10 protein-coding genes and 1 pseudogene are annotated in these 15,222 nt (G+C 69.4%); 3 read left to right on the top strand and 8 right to left on the bottom strand.

Going from position 1 to position 15,222, the window contains the following annotated elements; all coding sequences use genetic code 11:
- Window positions 1–24: 24 nt before the first annotated feature.
- The 4 genes and pseudogenes from BTZ20_RS07045 to eccCa form a co-directional block, all read right to left on the bottom strand.
- A complete protein-coding gene (locus BTZ20_RS07045; RefSeq protein WP_077040866.1) occupies window positions 25–315 on the bottom strand; it encodes a WXG100 family type VII secretion target in 291 nt (96 codons plus the stop codon).
- 81 nt (window positions 316–396) lie between these two features.
- Window positions 397–711: a WXG100 family type VII secretion target gene (locus BTZ20_RS07040; RefSeq protein WP_077040865.1), complete on the bottom strand. Its 315-nt coding sequence runs from the start codon at window positions 709–711 to the stop codon at window positions 397–399.
- A gap of 144 nt (window positions 712–855) precedes the next feature.
- Window positions 856–2,247, bottom strand: a complete 1,392-nt coding sequence (locus tag BTZ20_RS07035) for a type VII secretion-associated protein (protein ID WP_145982240.1) — start codon at window positions 2,245–2,247, stop codon at window positions 856–858.
- Window positions 2,229–6,231, bottom strand: a pseudogene (gene eccCa / locus BTZ20_RS07030) (type VII secretion protein EccCa). The gene BTZ20_RS07035 and the pseudogene eccCa overlap by 19 nt, the downstream one beginning before the upstream one ends.
- A gap of 205 nt (window positions 6,232–6,436) precedes the next feature.
- On the opposite strand from eccCa, the gene eccD reads away from it, so the two are divergent.
- Window positions 6,437–7,903: a type VII secretion integral membrane protein EccD gene (gene eccD, locus BTZ20_RS27815; protein ID WP_077040863.1), complete on the top strand. Its 1,467-nt coding sequence runs from the start codon at window positions 6,437–6,439 to the stop codon at window positions 7,901–7,903.
- Window positions 7,900–9,288, top strand: a complete 1,389-nt coding sequence (gene mycP / locus BTZ20_RS27810; protein ID WP_223263664.1) for a type VII secretion-associated serine protease mycosin — start codon at window positions 7,900–7,902, stop codon at window positions 9,286–9,288. The genes eccD and mycP overlap by 4 nt, the downstream gene beginning before the upstream one ends.
- Here the strand turns inward: mycP and eccB are convergent.
- Window positions 9,255–10,721 (bottom strand): type VII secretion protein EccB, encoded by a 1,467-nt coding sequence (gene eccB / locus BTZ20_RS07015; protein WP_077043542.1) that lies wholly within the window; start codon window positions 10,719–10,721, stop codon window positions 9,255–9,257. The genes mycP and eccB overlap by 34 nt on opposite strands.
- A 144-nt stretch (window positions 10,722–10,865) precedes the next feature.
- Here eccB and eccE point away from each other — a divergent pair, with 144 nt between their 5' ends.
- A complete protein-coding gene (gene eccE / locus BTZ20_RS07010; RefSeq protein ID WP_262982551.1) occupies window positions 10,866–12,467 on the top strand; it encodes a type VII secretion protein EccE in 1,602 nt (533 codons plus the stop codon).
- 7 nt (window positions 12,468–12,474) lie between these two features.
- Here eccE and BTZ20_RS07005 read toward each other — a convergent pair whose 3' ends face one another.
- From BTZ20_RS07005 to BTZ20_RS06995, 3 genes are all read right to left on the bottom strand, one after another.
- Window positions 12,475–13,038: an NADPH-dependent FMN reductase gene (locus BTZ20_RS07005; RefSeq protein ID WP_077040861.1), complete on the bottom strand. Its 564-nt coding sequence runs from the start codon at window positions 13,036–13,038 to the stop codon at window positions 12,475–12,477.
- 103 nt (window positions 13,039–13,141) lie between these two features.
- A complete protein-coding gene (locus BTZ20_RS26660) occupies window positions 13,142–14,026 on the bottom strand; it encodes a hypothetical protein (protein ID WP_145982239.1) in 885 nt (294 codons plus the stop codon).
- Window positions 14,027–14,079: 53 nt separating this feature from the next.
- Window positions 14,080–15,219: an Ig-like domain-containing protein gene (locus tag BTZ20_RS06995; protein WP_077040859.1), complete on the bottom strand. Its 1,140-nt coding sequence runs from the start codon at window positions 15,217–15,219 to the stop codon at window positions 14,080–14,082.
- Between the last annotated feature and the right edge of the window lie 3 nt (window positions 15,220–15,222).

Below are 15,222 nucleotides of genomic sequence, written 5' to 3'. Positions count from 1 at the left end.
ATGAACGCAACCAGCGCGCCGACCTCAGGCCCAGCTGGCGGCCGCACTGTTGTTCGTCGCGTTCATGTCGTCATTACCGGCGCCGACGGCTCGACCGATGGCCTCGAGGACCTGGTTCAGCTCGTTGGCCGCGGAATCCCACTTGGCCTGCTGCGCCTGGTAGGCCTCCGACGCGGAGCCCTCCCACTCGGCGACGAGCGGCGCGAGGTAGCTCTTCAGGTCGCCCAGCTTGCCGTTGATGTTGCCGCTGGTGGCGGCGATGTCCGCCCGGGCGCCGTCGATGGCGCCGAAGTCATAACGCATGGTCCCGCTCATGGGTCCTCCTACAGTGTGGATCGAAGCAGTCTGGTTCGAAAAGGGTGTCGCCCACCCGGGTCCGGCCCGAGCGCGCGGGACTCAGATGTTGAGGCCGCCGCCCGCGTTGTTGATGGCGCTCGAGTGGTCGTCCTGCACCGCGGCGTAGGCGACGCCGTTGGCCTTGATGTTCTCGCTGATCGCGAGCAGCGACTCGTTGAGGCGCTTGGCGCTGGAGTCCCAGCGGACCATCAGGTTGTCGAACGCGACCTTGGCTGCGCCTTCCCAGGCACCGTTGACGGCGGCGAGCCGACCCTGCAGCGAGGACAGCTGCCCCTGGATGTCCGAGTTGACATCGCCCACGTGCCGCGACGCGGTCTCCATGGTTTCGGTGGTAGTCCTCATCTGACCGCTCATGACCAGCTCCTTAGAAATCGTCCGCGTCCTGGATTTCCAGCCCCCTCTGGACTGAGACGGACCGCGCCTACAGATAGTTGGACGCGCGCGCCGGGCCGTTCGGTTCCATCGAATCCGAACCAATTTCCGCGAGCAGGCACACGCTCAGCGGCCCGCGATCACCGTCGACCGAACTGCCTGCTCACACGGGTCGGCGAGGTCGAGCCACCGATCCGGCGAGATCTGGCAGCCCACACTGACCTGCAACCCGTCCTCGACGAAGACAGACCACCGGACCTCGGTATCGGGGTCCGGGCTCTCCCGGTACAGAAGTCCCGGCCGCCCGTCGACGGTGCCCCGCTCGAGCGCGGTGAAGGTCTCCTGCCGCATCTCGGCGCGCCGACGCAGGGTGTGCGCCACCGCCTCGAGATCGGCCCCAGGCGTCAGTTCCTGCGCCACGACCAGGATTCGTGCGACCGCGCCCTTCTCCGGCACCAGCTCCACCCGGGCCGCGTCGCCGCGGTCGACGCGTTCGCGCCAACCAAGGGGAACGGTCACGCTCACCCGGCCTGCGCGCGCGGATGACTGCGCCTGCAACTCCGTCTCCGGCTCCGCCGATCCGCGAGGATCGCCGTCTCCCGCGACGACGATGACCGCGGTGATCGCCGCGACCACGAGCACACCGGCCGCGACGAGCGGGCCCCACCGGCCGACGGTGTCCCACCGCGATCGTCGCACCACCGGCGCGATCGTCTCGGGCGCCGCCGGGGCCTGAGCCACCACGTCGAGTCCACGGGCAAGCGCACCCGCCGCGGCGGCGGAGCCAGGGACCACCCTCGCCACCACCGGCAGATCCCACCCGGCCTCGATCGCATCGACGATCGAGAGTCCAGCCGTTCCTGGCAGTTCGCCGGTCACCAGAATTCTCGGCGGTCGTTCGGGGCACAGTTCACGCATCGCCGCGGCGAACTCGCCCGCCACATCCGGGTTGTCACGCAGATCCGACGAGCCCAGTTCCGCCCGGTGTACGCAGTCGTCGCTGTCGGCACCGGGCACCGAGGCCGTCGTCTCGAGGAACCCGACCTCCAGCACCGCGCTTCCTGTCGGCATCGGCTCGGGCGACCACCGCGCCAGCGCCTCAGGGACACTGATCAGGAGCACCCCCTTGCCGATGCCGCGGCCTGCCTTGACAAGGGCCCGCCGACGACCGCGACCCCAGTGCGCCGGGTGGGTGAGCACCACCAGATCCGGCGCGGTGCGCACCCCGAGTCCGGCCACCAGATGCCCCAGCACCCCTGCCAGCACCTCGTCCATCGGGAACACCCGATCGCCGAGCGAGAGGTACTCGTCGTCGACATACCTGATCGGGTACGGCTCGAAGGACTCCGGATCGGCGATTCCAGCTGCGAAGGCCCGGTCCCCGAACCGCAGACCGAAGGAGTCGGCGTACACCGCTGCCGGGCAATCGAAGTACGCGCCTGCGTGGCACCCCCACACCGTCGACTCGGTGAGGTGGATGGCCAGCACCCCGTCCTCGATCACAGCGGCGGAAGCCACGCCACCTGCACCAGGGAGGCACCCGCCCTGGTGACCAGAGTGCCTCGGCCAGGCGGCATCTCACTGGGGCGGACGGTGCCGATCAGGTTGCCCTCGTCGCGGCTTCCGCTCATCACGAGTCCCGCCGGGACGAGGTCGCGCAACCGCGCGATGATCGGCTCGTACAGCGCCCTGGCCGCGCCGCCGGAACGGCGGGCGATGACCAGGTGCAGGCCGATGTCGTTGGCGTGCGGCAGGTACTCGAGCAGCGGGGTCAGCGGATTCCCGCTCGAGGTGGCGACGAGGTCGTAATCGTCGACCACCACGTAGATCTCGGGTCCGGTCCACCAGTTCCGGTCGCGCATCGCCTGGATGGTGATGTCGGGTGCGGGCATCCGGGTCTCCATGATCGATGCGAGCTCGTTCATGAACTTGGTAGCCGTCACCGAGTTGGGCGCGTACCCGGCGAGATGATCGCCCTCGACGACCCCGAGCATGGTCCGCCGGTAGTCGATCTGGATGATCTTGGCCTGCGATGGGGTGTTCGATTCCATGATGCCCGCGCAGATCCCGCGCAGCAGCGTGGTCTTGCCTGACGCGCTGTCGGCGAACGTGAGCATGTGCGGCTGTTCCGCGAAGTCCACGAATGCCGGGGCCAATTCGGCCTCGTCGATGCCGATCGGGATCCGGAGACACCCGCCGTCGCCCGCGGGCGGCCTGCCCGGCGCCGCCATCGCGAGCAGTTCGGCGCGCGGGAATCGTTCGGGGAGCATTCGCACCGGCGGTGCGGCGCGCCCGACGGTGACCGCCGAGATCCGCGCGACGGCATCCGCGACGCCCGCGGTGAGGTCGGCGCTGCTCGGGTTCCCGTCCACCCGCGGCAACCCCGTCAGCAGGTGCAGTCCCTCTCGCGTCATACCGCGGCCCGGTCGCCCCTCCGGCACGCGGGATGCCTTGGGCCTGCCCACGTCCGAATCCGACGGGTCGCCGAGCCGGAGCTCGATCCGGGTGCCCAACTGATCCTTGAGCGCCGGGCGGATCTCGCCCCATCGGGACGCCGTGAGGACTACGTGCACGCCGAACGAGAGTCCCTGACCGGCAAGGGCGCCGATCTGCGCCTCGAGCGGTTCGAAGTCCTGCCGGATGCTGGGCCAGCCGTCGATCACCAGGAACACGTCGCCGAACGGGTCCTCGGACACGCCCAGTGCTGCAGGACCGCCGGTGGACGGGTCGAGCGAACGAAGCCGCCGGAACTCGGCCATCGAATCGATGCCCAGCTCTCGGAAGCGGTGTTCGCGCTGGCGCACGATCGAGTTCATCTCGGCGACGGTGCGCCGCACCCGGTCCACGTCGAGGCGGTTCGCGACCGATCCGACATGCGGGAGGCCTGCCAGGCCTGCGAGGGTGCCGCCACCGAAATCGAGGCAGTAGAACTGCACCTGCTCGGGGAATGGACCAAGGCCATCGACATGATCACGGTGCGCAGCACCGTCGACTTGCCGGACTGCGGTCCGCCGACGATCGCCATGTTGCCCTGGGAGCCGGAGAGATCCACCACGAGCTCGTCGCGCCGCTGGTCGTAGGGCCTGTCCACGATTCCGATCGGCGCCCGCAGCATACTGACCGCGGAAACCGGCTCGACCAGAACAGATCTCGGCAACAACGAGTCCAGGGTCGGCGGGGCCTCCAGCGGGGCAGCCACACGTTGTGGGCGGCGGGCCCGCGTCCACGGATACGGTCCACCACCGTCTCCAGGACCGTCAACCCGCTCGGTTCGGGCGCGGTGTCCGCGTCGCTCGGCGGCAGCGCGGCCGGGACATCGACGATCAGGTCGGACACCGGTGCGGCGGTGAACGGACGCGGCCTCAGGTCGATCGGGGACGCGGCGGCCTCGATCGCCGCCCGCGATCGTCCACCGAGGTAGGGACCGGAGACATAGGCGGCCGCGAACCTGACGATCTCGGCGGAGTCGCACTTGAGGTAGCCGGAGCCCGGCGTGCCCGGGAGGTGGTATGCGTCGGGCACACCCAGGACGGTGCGGGACTCGTTGGCGGAGAACGTCTTGAGACCGATCCGGTAGGAGAGGTGACTGTCGAGCCCGCGCAGCTTGCCTTCCTCGAGCCGCTGGCTGGCCAGCAGCAGGTGCATGTGCAGTGACCGGCCCAGCCGCCCGATCGCAACGAACAGGTCCGCGAACTCCGGCTGCTGACTGAGCAGCTCGGAGAACTCGTCCACCACGATGAACAGCGCGGGCAGCGGGGCGAGGTCGGCTCCTGCGGCACGAGCCTTCTCGTAGTCGGAAACGTTCGCGAAGTTGCCCGCCGAACGCAGCAGCTCCTGCCTGCGGTTCATCTCTCCCGCGAGCGCGTCCCTCATCCGGTCGACCATCGCCAACTCCTCGGAGAGGTTGGTGATGACCGCCGCGACGTGCGGTGCACCCTCGAGTCCGAGGAAGGTGGCGCCGCCCTTGAAGTCGACGAGCACGAGGTTCAACGATTCCGGCGAATGGGTGGCCAGCAGCCCGAGGACCAAGGTGCGGAGGAACTCCGACTTCCCCGATCCGGTCGCGCCGATGCACAGCCCATGCGGGCCCATGCCGTTCTCGGCGGCCTCCTTGAGATCGATCTCGACCGGCGAGCCGTCCATGCCGACGCCGATCGGTACGCGTAGCCGCTCGCGCGCGGTCCTCGGCGCCCACGCCACCTCCGGATCGAGAGTGGCGACATCCGGGATACCGAGCAGGTGGTGCCAGCTCGCCACCGGCTGACCGTCCTCGACCGCATCGGTCGTCTGCTGGGTCGCCGTTCGGTACGGGGCCAGCCGCCTGGCCGCGGTCTGCGCCTGATGGGTACTGAGCTGATCTGCGACCGCGAAGATCTCGATCCCGGAACCGCTTCGTGCACCGATGGATTCGCCATCCATCACCAGCTGGATCCCGCGGCTCGCCGCGAGCTTCGGGCAGTAGCCACTGAGGTCGAGCACCGTCACCGAATCGAGTCCGCCGTCGATGATGGACTCGCCGTCCAGGATCCCGCCGTCGATCACCACGATCATCTGCGCCACCCCGGGAGTGGCCGGAGCGTTGCGCGAGTACCGGTTGCGCACGGCCAGCTGCGGCCCGAGCGAGGCCTCGAGCTCCATCAACGAACCGAAGAACATCCGGCTGGTGCCCGCCCCGTCCTGCGCCTCCGGATGCTGCGAATGCGGCAGCCATTTCGCCCATTCCCACTCGGGAGCGGTGTCGGGACCGCAGACGACCGCGACCTGCAGCTGATCGGGACCGTGGAAGGTGCACAGCTGCACCAGCATCGAACGCACCATCGCCCGGGCCGCCTGGCGGTCACCGTCGACGCCGATGGCGGCGAAACCGCGCACCGATACCGCGGTCGGCAGCTCGTGGACCACCGAATGGGTGCGCACGAATCGTCGCAGCGACACCGCGGCGACCGGTTCGAGGTCCTCCACCGGGCCGGTCTCCGGCGCGATCAGGCGGGTCGCCAGCCGTTGGCTGCCTCGGCCGACCCGAACGTGGCAGTAATCCGGATCGGCGACCCTTCGCTCCCACATCCGCGCGGTCCCCGCGAGCGTCCACAGGAACCTCGGATCCGGGTGACTCCACTCGAGCGCCGCGCGCTGCTTGTCGCCGGTGTCGTAGACGTCCCTGCGCAGCTGATCGAGGTAGCGCAGATAGTCCTTGCGATCCTCGTTCGCCTCCGCCGACCTGGCGCCCCCGCCCTTTCCGCCCCCGCCCGCGAGCATCCCCAGCATCGAGACGACCATCATCACCGGGAACAGCAGCGACATCGGGTTGGCGGCCATGCCGGAGGTGAACATCAGGGCGACCATGCCGAGCATCGCCACCACCATCACCACCGGCAGCAGCTTGGTGAGCAGGTTGCCGGGAATGATCTTCGGGATCTCGGGCGGCGCCTGCAGGCTCAGCTCGCCTCCCGGCGTGCGCGGCACCTCTCGGCGCGCCCTACGTACGAATCGCACGGTGCTCACGCGCGTTCACCCCCAGATTCCGCTTGGCAATCCCGAAATGGACCCCACTCCCCTGGGTCGACACCTCGAGCCATGAGAGGTTAGCCCATCCCGCGCGCGCCCCACGGCGCCGGGCCGAGGTGCCCGATGTCGTAGAGTGCACCCGTTAGGCGAGGATCGGTGCAGGTGGGGCCCTGCACACCGAGTTTCTTGGGGGAAACGAACAATGACCGCTGCGCGCGTGGATGCGTCGCCGGCCGACGCACATCGGGGTGGCCGCACCGACCTGTGTCGCCTGACGATCCTGGCGGATCACACCCAGGTGGACCTCGCGGTCCCGTTCGGGGTGCCGCTGGCTCTGATCATTCCCGGCATCGTCGACATGATCGAAAGCCACAGCATCGCAAACGACTTCGCCACACCCGCCGAGCCCTTCGAGCCCACCGAGTGGGTGTTGGCACGGATCGGGCAGTCACCGCTGTCGGCCACCCTCAGCCTCGGCGAGCACGGAGTTCGCGACGGCGACCTGCTGGTCCTGCAGTCCGCGCCGACCAGCGCCCCGGCACCCCTGTTCGACGACATCATGCACAACGTCGCGGCCCTGGAGGCCGACCGGTACCGGCGCTGGACCCCGCTCTCGGCACGGGTGATGGGCAGCGCTGTCGCGGTTCTCGCCACGGTGGCAGGCGCAGGGGCTCTGCTGCTGGCGCGCGCCGAATCGGACAGCCTGCTCGGCGCGTTCGCGGCCCTGTTCGTCGCCGCCCTGCTGATCACGGCAGGCACCGTCGTGAGCCGGATCTACCTCGACCGTGCCGCGGCCGCGGTGCTGTGCGGATGCGCGATGCCACTCGCGTTCACCGCGGGCGCCCTGATGGTGCCCGGCCGACTCGGCGCCCCTGGACTGCTACTCGGGGTTGTGACCTGCGGTGCGGCCGCCGCACTCGCGCTGCGGATCAGCGGCGTCGGTCTCTCGCTGTTCACCGGGATCGCGGCTGCCGCGCTGCCGGTGTCCGCCGCCGCCGCGGTCGGCACGCTGACCGAACAGCCCACCTACGCGATCGGTGCGGTGCTCGCGGCCGTCGCGCTCGTCGGGCTCGCGGTCGCCCCGCGAATCGCGATGTTGTCGGCCAAACTCCCCTTGCCACCGGTGCCCGCACCTGGCTCGGCGGTCGACATCGAAGAGGAGGCCCTGGAGCCGGATGCCGCGCTGCCCTCGTTCGCCTCCCTCGCGCTGCGAGCGGCCCGTGCCCGGCAGTACCTCACCGGCCTCGTCTGCGCGATGACCGCACTGACCGCGGTGGGCGCCCTGGTCGCCGCCAAGGTCTTTGCCGACGGCGGAATCTATTGGCCCGGGACAATTCTCGCGACCGTGTGCGCGGGAGTCCTGATGCTCCGCGGCCGCACCTACGCCAGTGCCGAGCAGGCGGCACCCCTCATCGGGGGCGGTGCGGCCATCGTGCTGATGCTCCTCGTCGGCGCCGCCGTCACCAATCCCGGACAGTCCGTCGGCGTCTTCGCGCTCGCAGTTGTCGTAGCGGGTCTCGCGCTGACGCTCGGCGTCATCGCGCCGAACCAGACCTTCTCGCCGGTCCTGCGTCGCTGCGTCGAACTGCTCGACTACGCGGCCATCGCCGCTGTGGTCCCGCTGGTCTGCTGGGTGTCCGGGCTGTTCACGATGATGCGCGGCCTGTGAGCGGCAACGCACGACGGATCCCGATCGCGCTCGCCGGTGTCGCCCTCGCGGTGTCGCTCGGTCAGGCGACCGCGATCGCGGTCCCCCCGCCGTCGATCGACCCCGGCCGGGTGCCGCCGAACTCGGCGCCGTCCGGACCAAAGACCGAGCTGAGGGACCCCTGCTCGACCACGCAGCCGGCCGCCGATCTGGCACAGGTGCCGCCGCCGCAGCGCGCACTGGACCTGGAGTCGGTGTGGCCGCTCAGCACAGGGCGGGGTCAGACGGTGGCGGTGATCGACACCGGGGTCGAGCGGCACAGCCGCCTGCCCGGACTGATCCCCGGCGGGGACTACGTCTCCACCGGCGACGGCACCCAGGACTGCGACGCACACGGGACCCTGGTGGCGGGCATCATCGCCGCGAATCGCAACGGTCAGACCGGGTTCGCGGGCGTCGCTCCCGATGCCCGGATCCTGAGCATCCGGCAGTCGAGCAACATCTATCGGGAAACCGACGGCCGCAAGGACGCCGAGGGCCAGAACGCGAAGGGTGTGGGGAACGTGAGCACCCTCGCCCGGGCCATCCGGCACGCCGCGGACTTCCCCGGCGTGACTGTCATCAACATCTCCGAAGTGGCATGCGTCCCCGCGGGCGACCGCGACAGCGCGGCGCTCGGCGCCGCCGTCGACTACGCCGCCCGCATCAAGGACATCGTCGTGGTCGCCGCGGCGGGCAACCTCGACAGCGAGGCCTGCAAGGCATCGAACCCGCCACCGGACCCCGCCACGCCCCATGCGAATCCATGGGATTCGGTGACCACGATCGCGACCCCGGCCTGGTACGACGACCAGGTGCTCGCCGTGGGCTCGGTCGACCAGGGCGGCGCACCGTCCCCCTTCACCGTCCCCGGCCCCTGGGTCGATGTCGCCGCGCCCGGCACCGAGATCACCTCGCTCGACCCGCGCAGGCCGGAGCCGACCGGGCTGACGAATTCCGTCAACGGCGGCTCGGTTCAGGGCACCAGCTTTGCCGCTCCCTATGTGGCGGGAACCGCTGCCCTGATCCGGGCTCGGTTCCCGCAGTTGACCGCCCGGCAGGTCATGGACCGGATCGAGCAGACGGCGCACTCGCCTGCTGACGGATGGGATCCGTTCGTCGGACACGGCGTCATCGACCCGGCGGCCGCGGTGACTGCGGAGCTTCCCGGTTCCGTACCCGCGGAAGAATCCCAGTCCACCGCGATCGCCATCCCCGAAGCGCCTGCGCCGCCCGACGACCGTCCACGAAAGGTCGCCATGGCGGGAGCGGGCGGCGTCGTTGCGCTGCTGGGACTCGGGCTGCTGGCCTCGTTCCCGTTGCGCCGCAGGCTTCAGCGGGACGGCGGCGAGACGTCGACGGGCTGATCGTCGGGGGCGACCCCGTCGTGCGCCAGGAAGGCGGCTTCTCTTCCGAGCATCGGGCCAGGGGCGAGCAGTCCGACGATTGACCACGGCGCCGTGACGCTCCCGTCGGTGAACCCGAGAACCTTTGCGGCGTCCACGTTCTCGATGCCGTAACGGACACCGGTGTCCGCCACGAAGAACAGCGCACCCTTGCGTTCGCTGGACGGGTCCATACCCGTGGCCTGAACCAGCCCGCCGCTACCCGGTTTCAGGTATGCGGTGTCGACCAGGGGGCCGGTGCCGTCCGCCTGCGCCAGCGAGACCATCTCGGCGTCGCGCGGGAGCGGGAGCGCATTCCCCGTGATCACCGTGACGGTGGCGTTGAGACCCCCGTCGGATTCGTCGGCCCCCTCGATCGGCTGCCAGGACAGGCAGCTCACCGGACTGCTGTCGATGTCGACGATTTCCGGCGCCGTCTCCGGGAAGGTCGACACCGCGAGGTCGTTCACCTGTGGAGGGCGCGACACGACATCGAGGGTGACCTCGTCGGCCTCCGCGCTGCCCTGCGAGTCTGACGCCCGGATCAGGTCGCTGGTGGCTTGGCTGATCCGCTGCAGCCCACCGCGCAGCACCACGTAGGACTTGCTGCCCTGGGCGTCCTTAGCCCGGATCACCGATCCGATCGTCTTGCCCTGCACCGGATAGTCCGGCTGCTCGCCCGCACCACTGATCTCGGGCGGCGCGATCGCCTGCGCCTCCGGGATGGCATTGAGCAGGCCGGGGCTCACCGGCCGCGGCTCGACTCCGTCCAATCCGAATGCGAGCGACACCGCGCGATTGTTCGGGTCGATCCGGGCTCGCTTGCCGTCGTAGACGAGAAAGGTGCCGTCCGTCCCCGTCACCAGCAGAGCCTGGCCGTCGGCAAGAGTCGAGACGTTCTCACCGAGCTCAGGGTCGCCCGCGACGACGGCGGTCCTGATCGCCTTGGTGCCACCCGAGGCGATGGAATCGCACACCGTCCACGCGGTCGGCTTACCGTGCGGAAGTGCCGATGGCGCACCGGGAATGCCCATCAGGGCGCCGCGCGGACGAGTGCCGAGCTCCGACTCCTTGACGATCACCGGGGTCGCCGCGTCGCCGGCGATCAGTCGGGCGGACGCCAGGTTCAGCACCGGATGGAGTGTGTCCTCCACCATCACGAACATCGCCCCGGAGTCCTTGCCGACGACGATCTGCGCGTCACCGATCTTGTCCTGCGGCCGGATCAACGCCAGCGCTCCACATCCGGCGAGTCCGATCACGGCCAGGACCGCCCCCACGGTCAGAGCCCGAGACTGGGTTCGCATCGGGTCGTGCAGCATGCGCACATCCCGGCGAACCAGGGCGTGTTCCATCCGACGAACCAAGAAGCGATACCCGTTGACCTGCCAACGCGTGGTCGGCTGTGCTGCCATGATCCCTCCCCGTTTGGCGCGCACTACGGAGGGACACAGTACAGTTCTGTCGAAGAACCGAGCGGCGGGGACCGCACGGATCAGGGGGGATGGGGGAAGATCGTGTCTCGACGGCGGGGGCGGCGTCGGCGTGTGGTGCCGAGGGTGTCGATCCGAAATCTGGTCATCGCGCAGCTGTTGGGCGCAGGCTCAGGCGCAGCGGCGGCGGGCTTCGGTGCGACCTGGTGGCCGGCCGTGGCCGTCGGAGCGGCCGTCGCGCTGCTCGGCCTGATCCCGATCGGCGGACGCTGCGTACTCGACTGGGCGGCCACCGGATGGCGGTATCTGTTGCGGCGCGAACGCCGCCTCGGCGAGACATCCGACTTCCGCGCCCCGTCGGGTCCCGTGGTCGGGCTGCACTGGGACGACGGGTCGGTGGTCGCGGTCATCGAGGTGCTGCCGATTCCCGGCAACCTGACTCAGGTCACCCGCGACGGATTCGAATCGGTCCACCGGCTGCCGGTGCTCGCCCTTGCCGAATCGATGACCCAGCACGACATCAGTCTCGATGGCATCGACATCGTCAGTCACGGATATCGCGCGAGCGCGGGCAGCCCCGCCACCGAGGTGTACGACCACCTGGTGGGTCCGCTGCCCGCGATGGCCCAGCGGACGGTGTGGCTCGCGGTTCGATTCGACGCGACCGCCCAGTCCGACGCAGTCACGCGACGCGGCGGCGGCACCACCGGTGCCGCGCGGGCCGCATCGGTCGCGGCACTGCGGATCGTCCGCGCGCTGTCCGAGGCTGGCTGCCCGTCTCGGCTGCTCACAGCGGGCGAGATAACCTCCGCCGCAGCACAGATCACCCGCGGCGTACGGCCCGACTCGCTCGCCCGTTCCTGGTCCCACACTCCGCTGCCCGGCGTGTGCAACACCGGCTATGCGATCGATCCACGGGCGCTGTCCGACGAATTGCTGGCCAAGCTGTGGGTACCCTCGAGCCTCGGCACCACGGTGACCGTGCGGCTGCGTCCCGGCACCCGCGCGGGCGAGGTCCGGGTCGCCGCCTCCTGCCGGATGACCACCCGCACCCTGCCGGAGCGGCTCGACCTCCCCGGACTCATCTCGATGCAGGGCAGGCAGGCCGACGGACTGATCTCCAACCTGCCGTTTGCCTCGGCCGATCTCGACTCGCTGACTCCGTTCACGGATTTCTCCGCCGCGCAGCTCGATGCCCTGGCCCTGCCGCTGTCCGGGTGCGGGCAGCTGATCGGCTCGGACAACTACGGGCACGGACTGACGGCCCGGATCGTGGGGCCCGAGATCGAGTACGTGGACGTGCTCGGCGAGTTGTATCTCGCGCAGCAGTTGGTCTTCCGCGCCATCGCGACGGGAGCCCGGATCCAGATCCACTCGGACCGTCCCCAGGTGTGGGGCTCGCTGATCGATTCCATCGCCACCCCCGACCGGTTGCGGCTGATCGACGACCCCACCCGGCTCGACCCGACCTTCACCGCGGTTCTGTTCGACGGGGTGGAGCCGGTGCCGCCGCGCGCCGGGGTCACCACCATCCGGGTACGCGACGTGCACGAGCCCGCGTCGGCGATCGATCCGCAGATCTCGATCGTGCAGCCCGGCGCGAGCGGCGACCGTGTCACCCTCCGCGCCGACGGCAATCAGGTCGACCTGGTGCTGGTCACCATCGCGCAGGAGACCGCGTTCATCGGCAGGCCGAGGGCCACCCGCCCGCTTCAGCCGGCCCGATGAGCAGCGGTCAGCCGGGATACGGGTCGGCGGCGCGCGCGGTCCGCAGCGCCTCGGCCCACCACGCCAACTGATCGAGCATTCGGACGGAACCGTCGATCGCGGCTCCGTCCTCGGTCTCGCCGTCCGGACCGAATCGCTTGCGCGCCTGGTGAAAACTGACGGTCTGGCGGATCGAGACCATGTGCACCTCGGCGACCACCTGACGTAGCTGTTCGGTGGCACGCAATCCGCCCGACAGCCCGCCGTAGGAGACGAAACCGACCGGCTTGGCCCGCCACTGCTCCTTCGCGGTGTCGATCGCGTTCTTCAGCGCGCCTGGATACCCGTGGTTGTACTCCGGGGTCACCACCACGAACGCCGCTGCGCCGTCTACCCGTTCGCGAAAGGCATCCGCCTCGGGGCCGTCGGACAGATCGGCGGGCAGCGCGATGTCGGCGAGGTCGAGTACACCGACATCGAAGGCCCGGTGCGCGCGCGCCCGACGCACGAACCAATCGGCGACGACGGGCGCGAACCTGCCGACACGGACGCTTCCGACGATCACCTCGAGCCGGATCGGTGCAATTGCCACACCCCATCGAACCACGTCATCGCGTCGCAGGCGCGCTCTCGAGGCACCCGGTCCCTCCTGAACACGACAGGGCCCCCGCCGAGTGTCGGCGGGGCCCTGTAGTTCACGTGTTCAGGAGCCGAAAGGCAGCCCGGCCGAACCGGTTCCGCCGCCATCCCCGGTGCCGCCCGACACGTTGACGGTCAGGGTCGGCGAGACCGACGCCAGGAATCGTCCGCCGCCCGAGTACACCGCGGTGATTCGGTGGCCCCGTTGGTATCGAACGAATGCGGGAGCATCGCCTTTCCGTCCACGACGTTGACGGGCGCTCCGATCGGGGTGTCACCGTCCTTGAACTGCACGGTGCCGCCCGAGGGACAGGGGCAACCGTCGCAGACAGTGGGACGACGTCGCCCGCCACCGCGGAACCGGGCACGGTCAGCCCGGTGGTGGTGGCGGTGTCCGGTGCCTCGACTGTCGCGAAGACGCCGATCGGGTTGAACACCTGCGTCGAACCGAAGGTGTTCACGTCGAACGTCAGACCGCTGTCGAACGTACCCAGGGGTGCGTTGTCCGGAACCTTGTACGACAGCTCCAGCGACACCTTCCGGTTGACGTTCTTCGACAGCATCCACGCACTGAGCGAATTCGACACCGACACCCGGTTGTTCGCCACATCCACGCTCGGCGTCACCGCCGACGTCGACGCCGCCGACACCTTCGCACTGCCCGGCACGTACTCGAACCCGGCCGGATGCACATCGGTGATCTTGTTCAGGTACCGATCGATGATGCTGTTCACCGAGAACTCGGTCCGGTAGGTCACCACCTCACCCGGGAACACCGAACCATCACCGAGCAACGTCTTCGTCGCCACGATGTTCGTCGTCGTCACCGTCGCCGACGTCTGCGCCGCCGACGCGACACCCCCACCGACTCCGAGACCGAGGGCGACAACTGCCGCCACGCTGATCGCGGCCGCCGCGCGGCGCATCACCGTCTGAGACATGAGAATTCCTCCAAGGTGCTCGTGTGGAACTGAATGCGACCGGGCCCTGCTGGTCAGGAGCCGAACCCGAGCGACCCGGTGCCGCCGGTGTTCGCCCCGGTGACCTTGAGCGCGGTGGCCTGGGAGGTCGACGCCTTGAAGCCGGGCGCACCCGAGTACACGGCGGTGATCTGGTGATCACCCGCGGTGTTGAACGTGAACCACAGCGTGGCCTTGCCGTCGACCACGCCCACCGGGCCACCGATCGGGGTGTCGCCGTCCTTGAACTGCACAGTGCCGCCTGCCGGGGCGGGGGTCACTGCGGCGACCAGGCTCACCTGGACGCCGGTCTGCGCGTCGTTCGCGAGGCTGAGCACCGTCGAGGTCTCGACGTCGGGCATCGATACCGCCACCGTCGCGGGCGCGGAGGTCGAACCCGCGAATCCCGGCACGCCCGAGTACACCGCGGTGATGCTGCGCGGGCCCGCCGTGGCGAACGCATGCGACAACGTCGCGGTGCCGTTCACGACATTGGCAGGCGCACCGATGTTCACATCGCCGTCCTTGAACTGCACCGTACCGCCCGCGACGGACGGGGAGACCGAGGCCGACAGGTCAACCGGGACACCCACGGTCGCGGCCGCGGGAGCCGTCAGCTGCGTGGTGGTCGAGGCCGGGCCCTGCACGTCGATCGTCACGCCGATCGGGTTGAACACCTGCGTCGAACCGAAGGTGTTCACGTCGAACGTCAGACCGCTGTCGAACGTGCCCGCGGGCGCGTTGTCCGGAACCTTGTACGACAGCTCCAACGACACCGTCCGGTTCACGTTCTTCGACAGCATCCACGCACTGAGCGAATTCGACACCGACACCCGGTTGTTCGCCACATCCACGCTCGGCGTCACCGCCGACGTCGACGCCGCCGACACCTTCGCACTGCCCGGCACGTACTCGAACCCGGCCGGATGCACATCGGTGATCTTGTTCAGGTACCGATCGATGATGCTGTTGACCGAGAACTCGGTCCGGTAGGTCACCACCTCACCCGGGAACACCGAACCATCACCGAGCAACGTCTTCGTCGCCACGATGTTCGTCGTCGTCACCGTCGCCGACGTCTGGGCGGCCGACGCGACACCGACCCCGAGACCGAGCACCGCGAGAGCGGCACCACTCACCGCCGCCACCGCGCGGCGCATCATCAGACCGGACATGAA

This window comes from Rhodococcus sp. MTM3W5.2 (genome assembly GCF_001984015.1).
GTDB lineage: Bacteria > Actinomycetota > Actinomycetes > Mycobacteriales > Mycobacteriaceae > Rhodococcus_G > Rhodococcus_G oryzae.
This window is presented reverse-complemented; position numbering and strand designations above follow the sequence as displayed.

Excerpts from the sequence above, each read along its gene's own strand:
- BTZ20_RS07045 (WP_077040866.1), bottom strand. The coding sequence starts at position 315 with ATGAGCGGGACCATGCGTTATGACTTCGGCGCCATCGACGGCGCCCGG.
- BTZ20_RS07040 (WP_077040865.1), bottom strand. The coding sequence starts at position 711 with ATGAGCGGTCAGATGAGGACTACCACCGAAACCATGGAGACCGCGTCG.
- eccD (WP_077040863.1), top strand. The coding sequence starts at position 6,437 with ATGACCGCTGCGCGCGTGGATGCGTCGCCGGCCGACGCACATCGGGGT.
- eccB (WP_077043542.1), bottom strand. The coding sequence starts at position 10,721 with ATGGCAGCACAGCCGACCACGCGTTGGCAGGTCAACGGGTATCGCTTC.
- BTZ20_RS26660 (WP_145982239.1), bottom strand. The coding sequence starts at position 14,026 with ATGTCTCAGACGGTGATGCGCCGCGCGGCGGCCGCGATCAGCGTGGCG.
- BTZ20_RS06995 (WP_077040859.1), bottom strand. The coding sequence starts at position 15,219 with ATGTCCGGTCTGATGATGCGCCGCGCGGTGGCGGCGGTGAGTGGTGCC.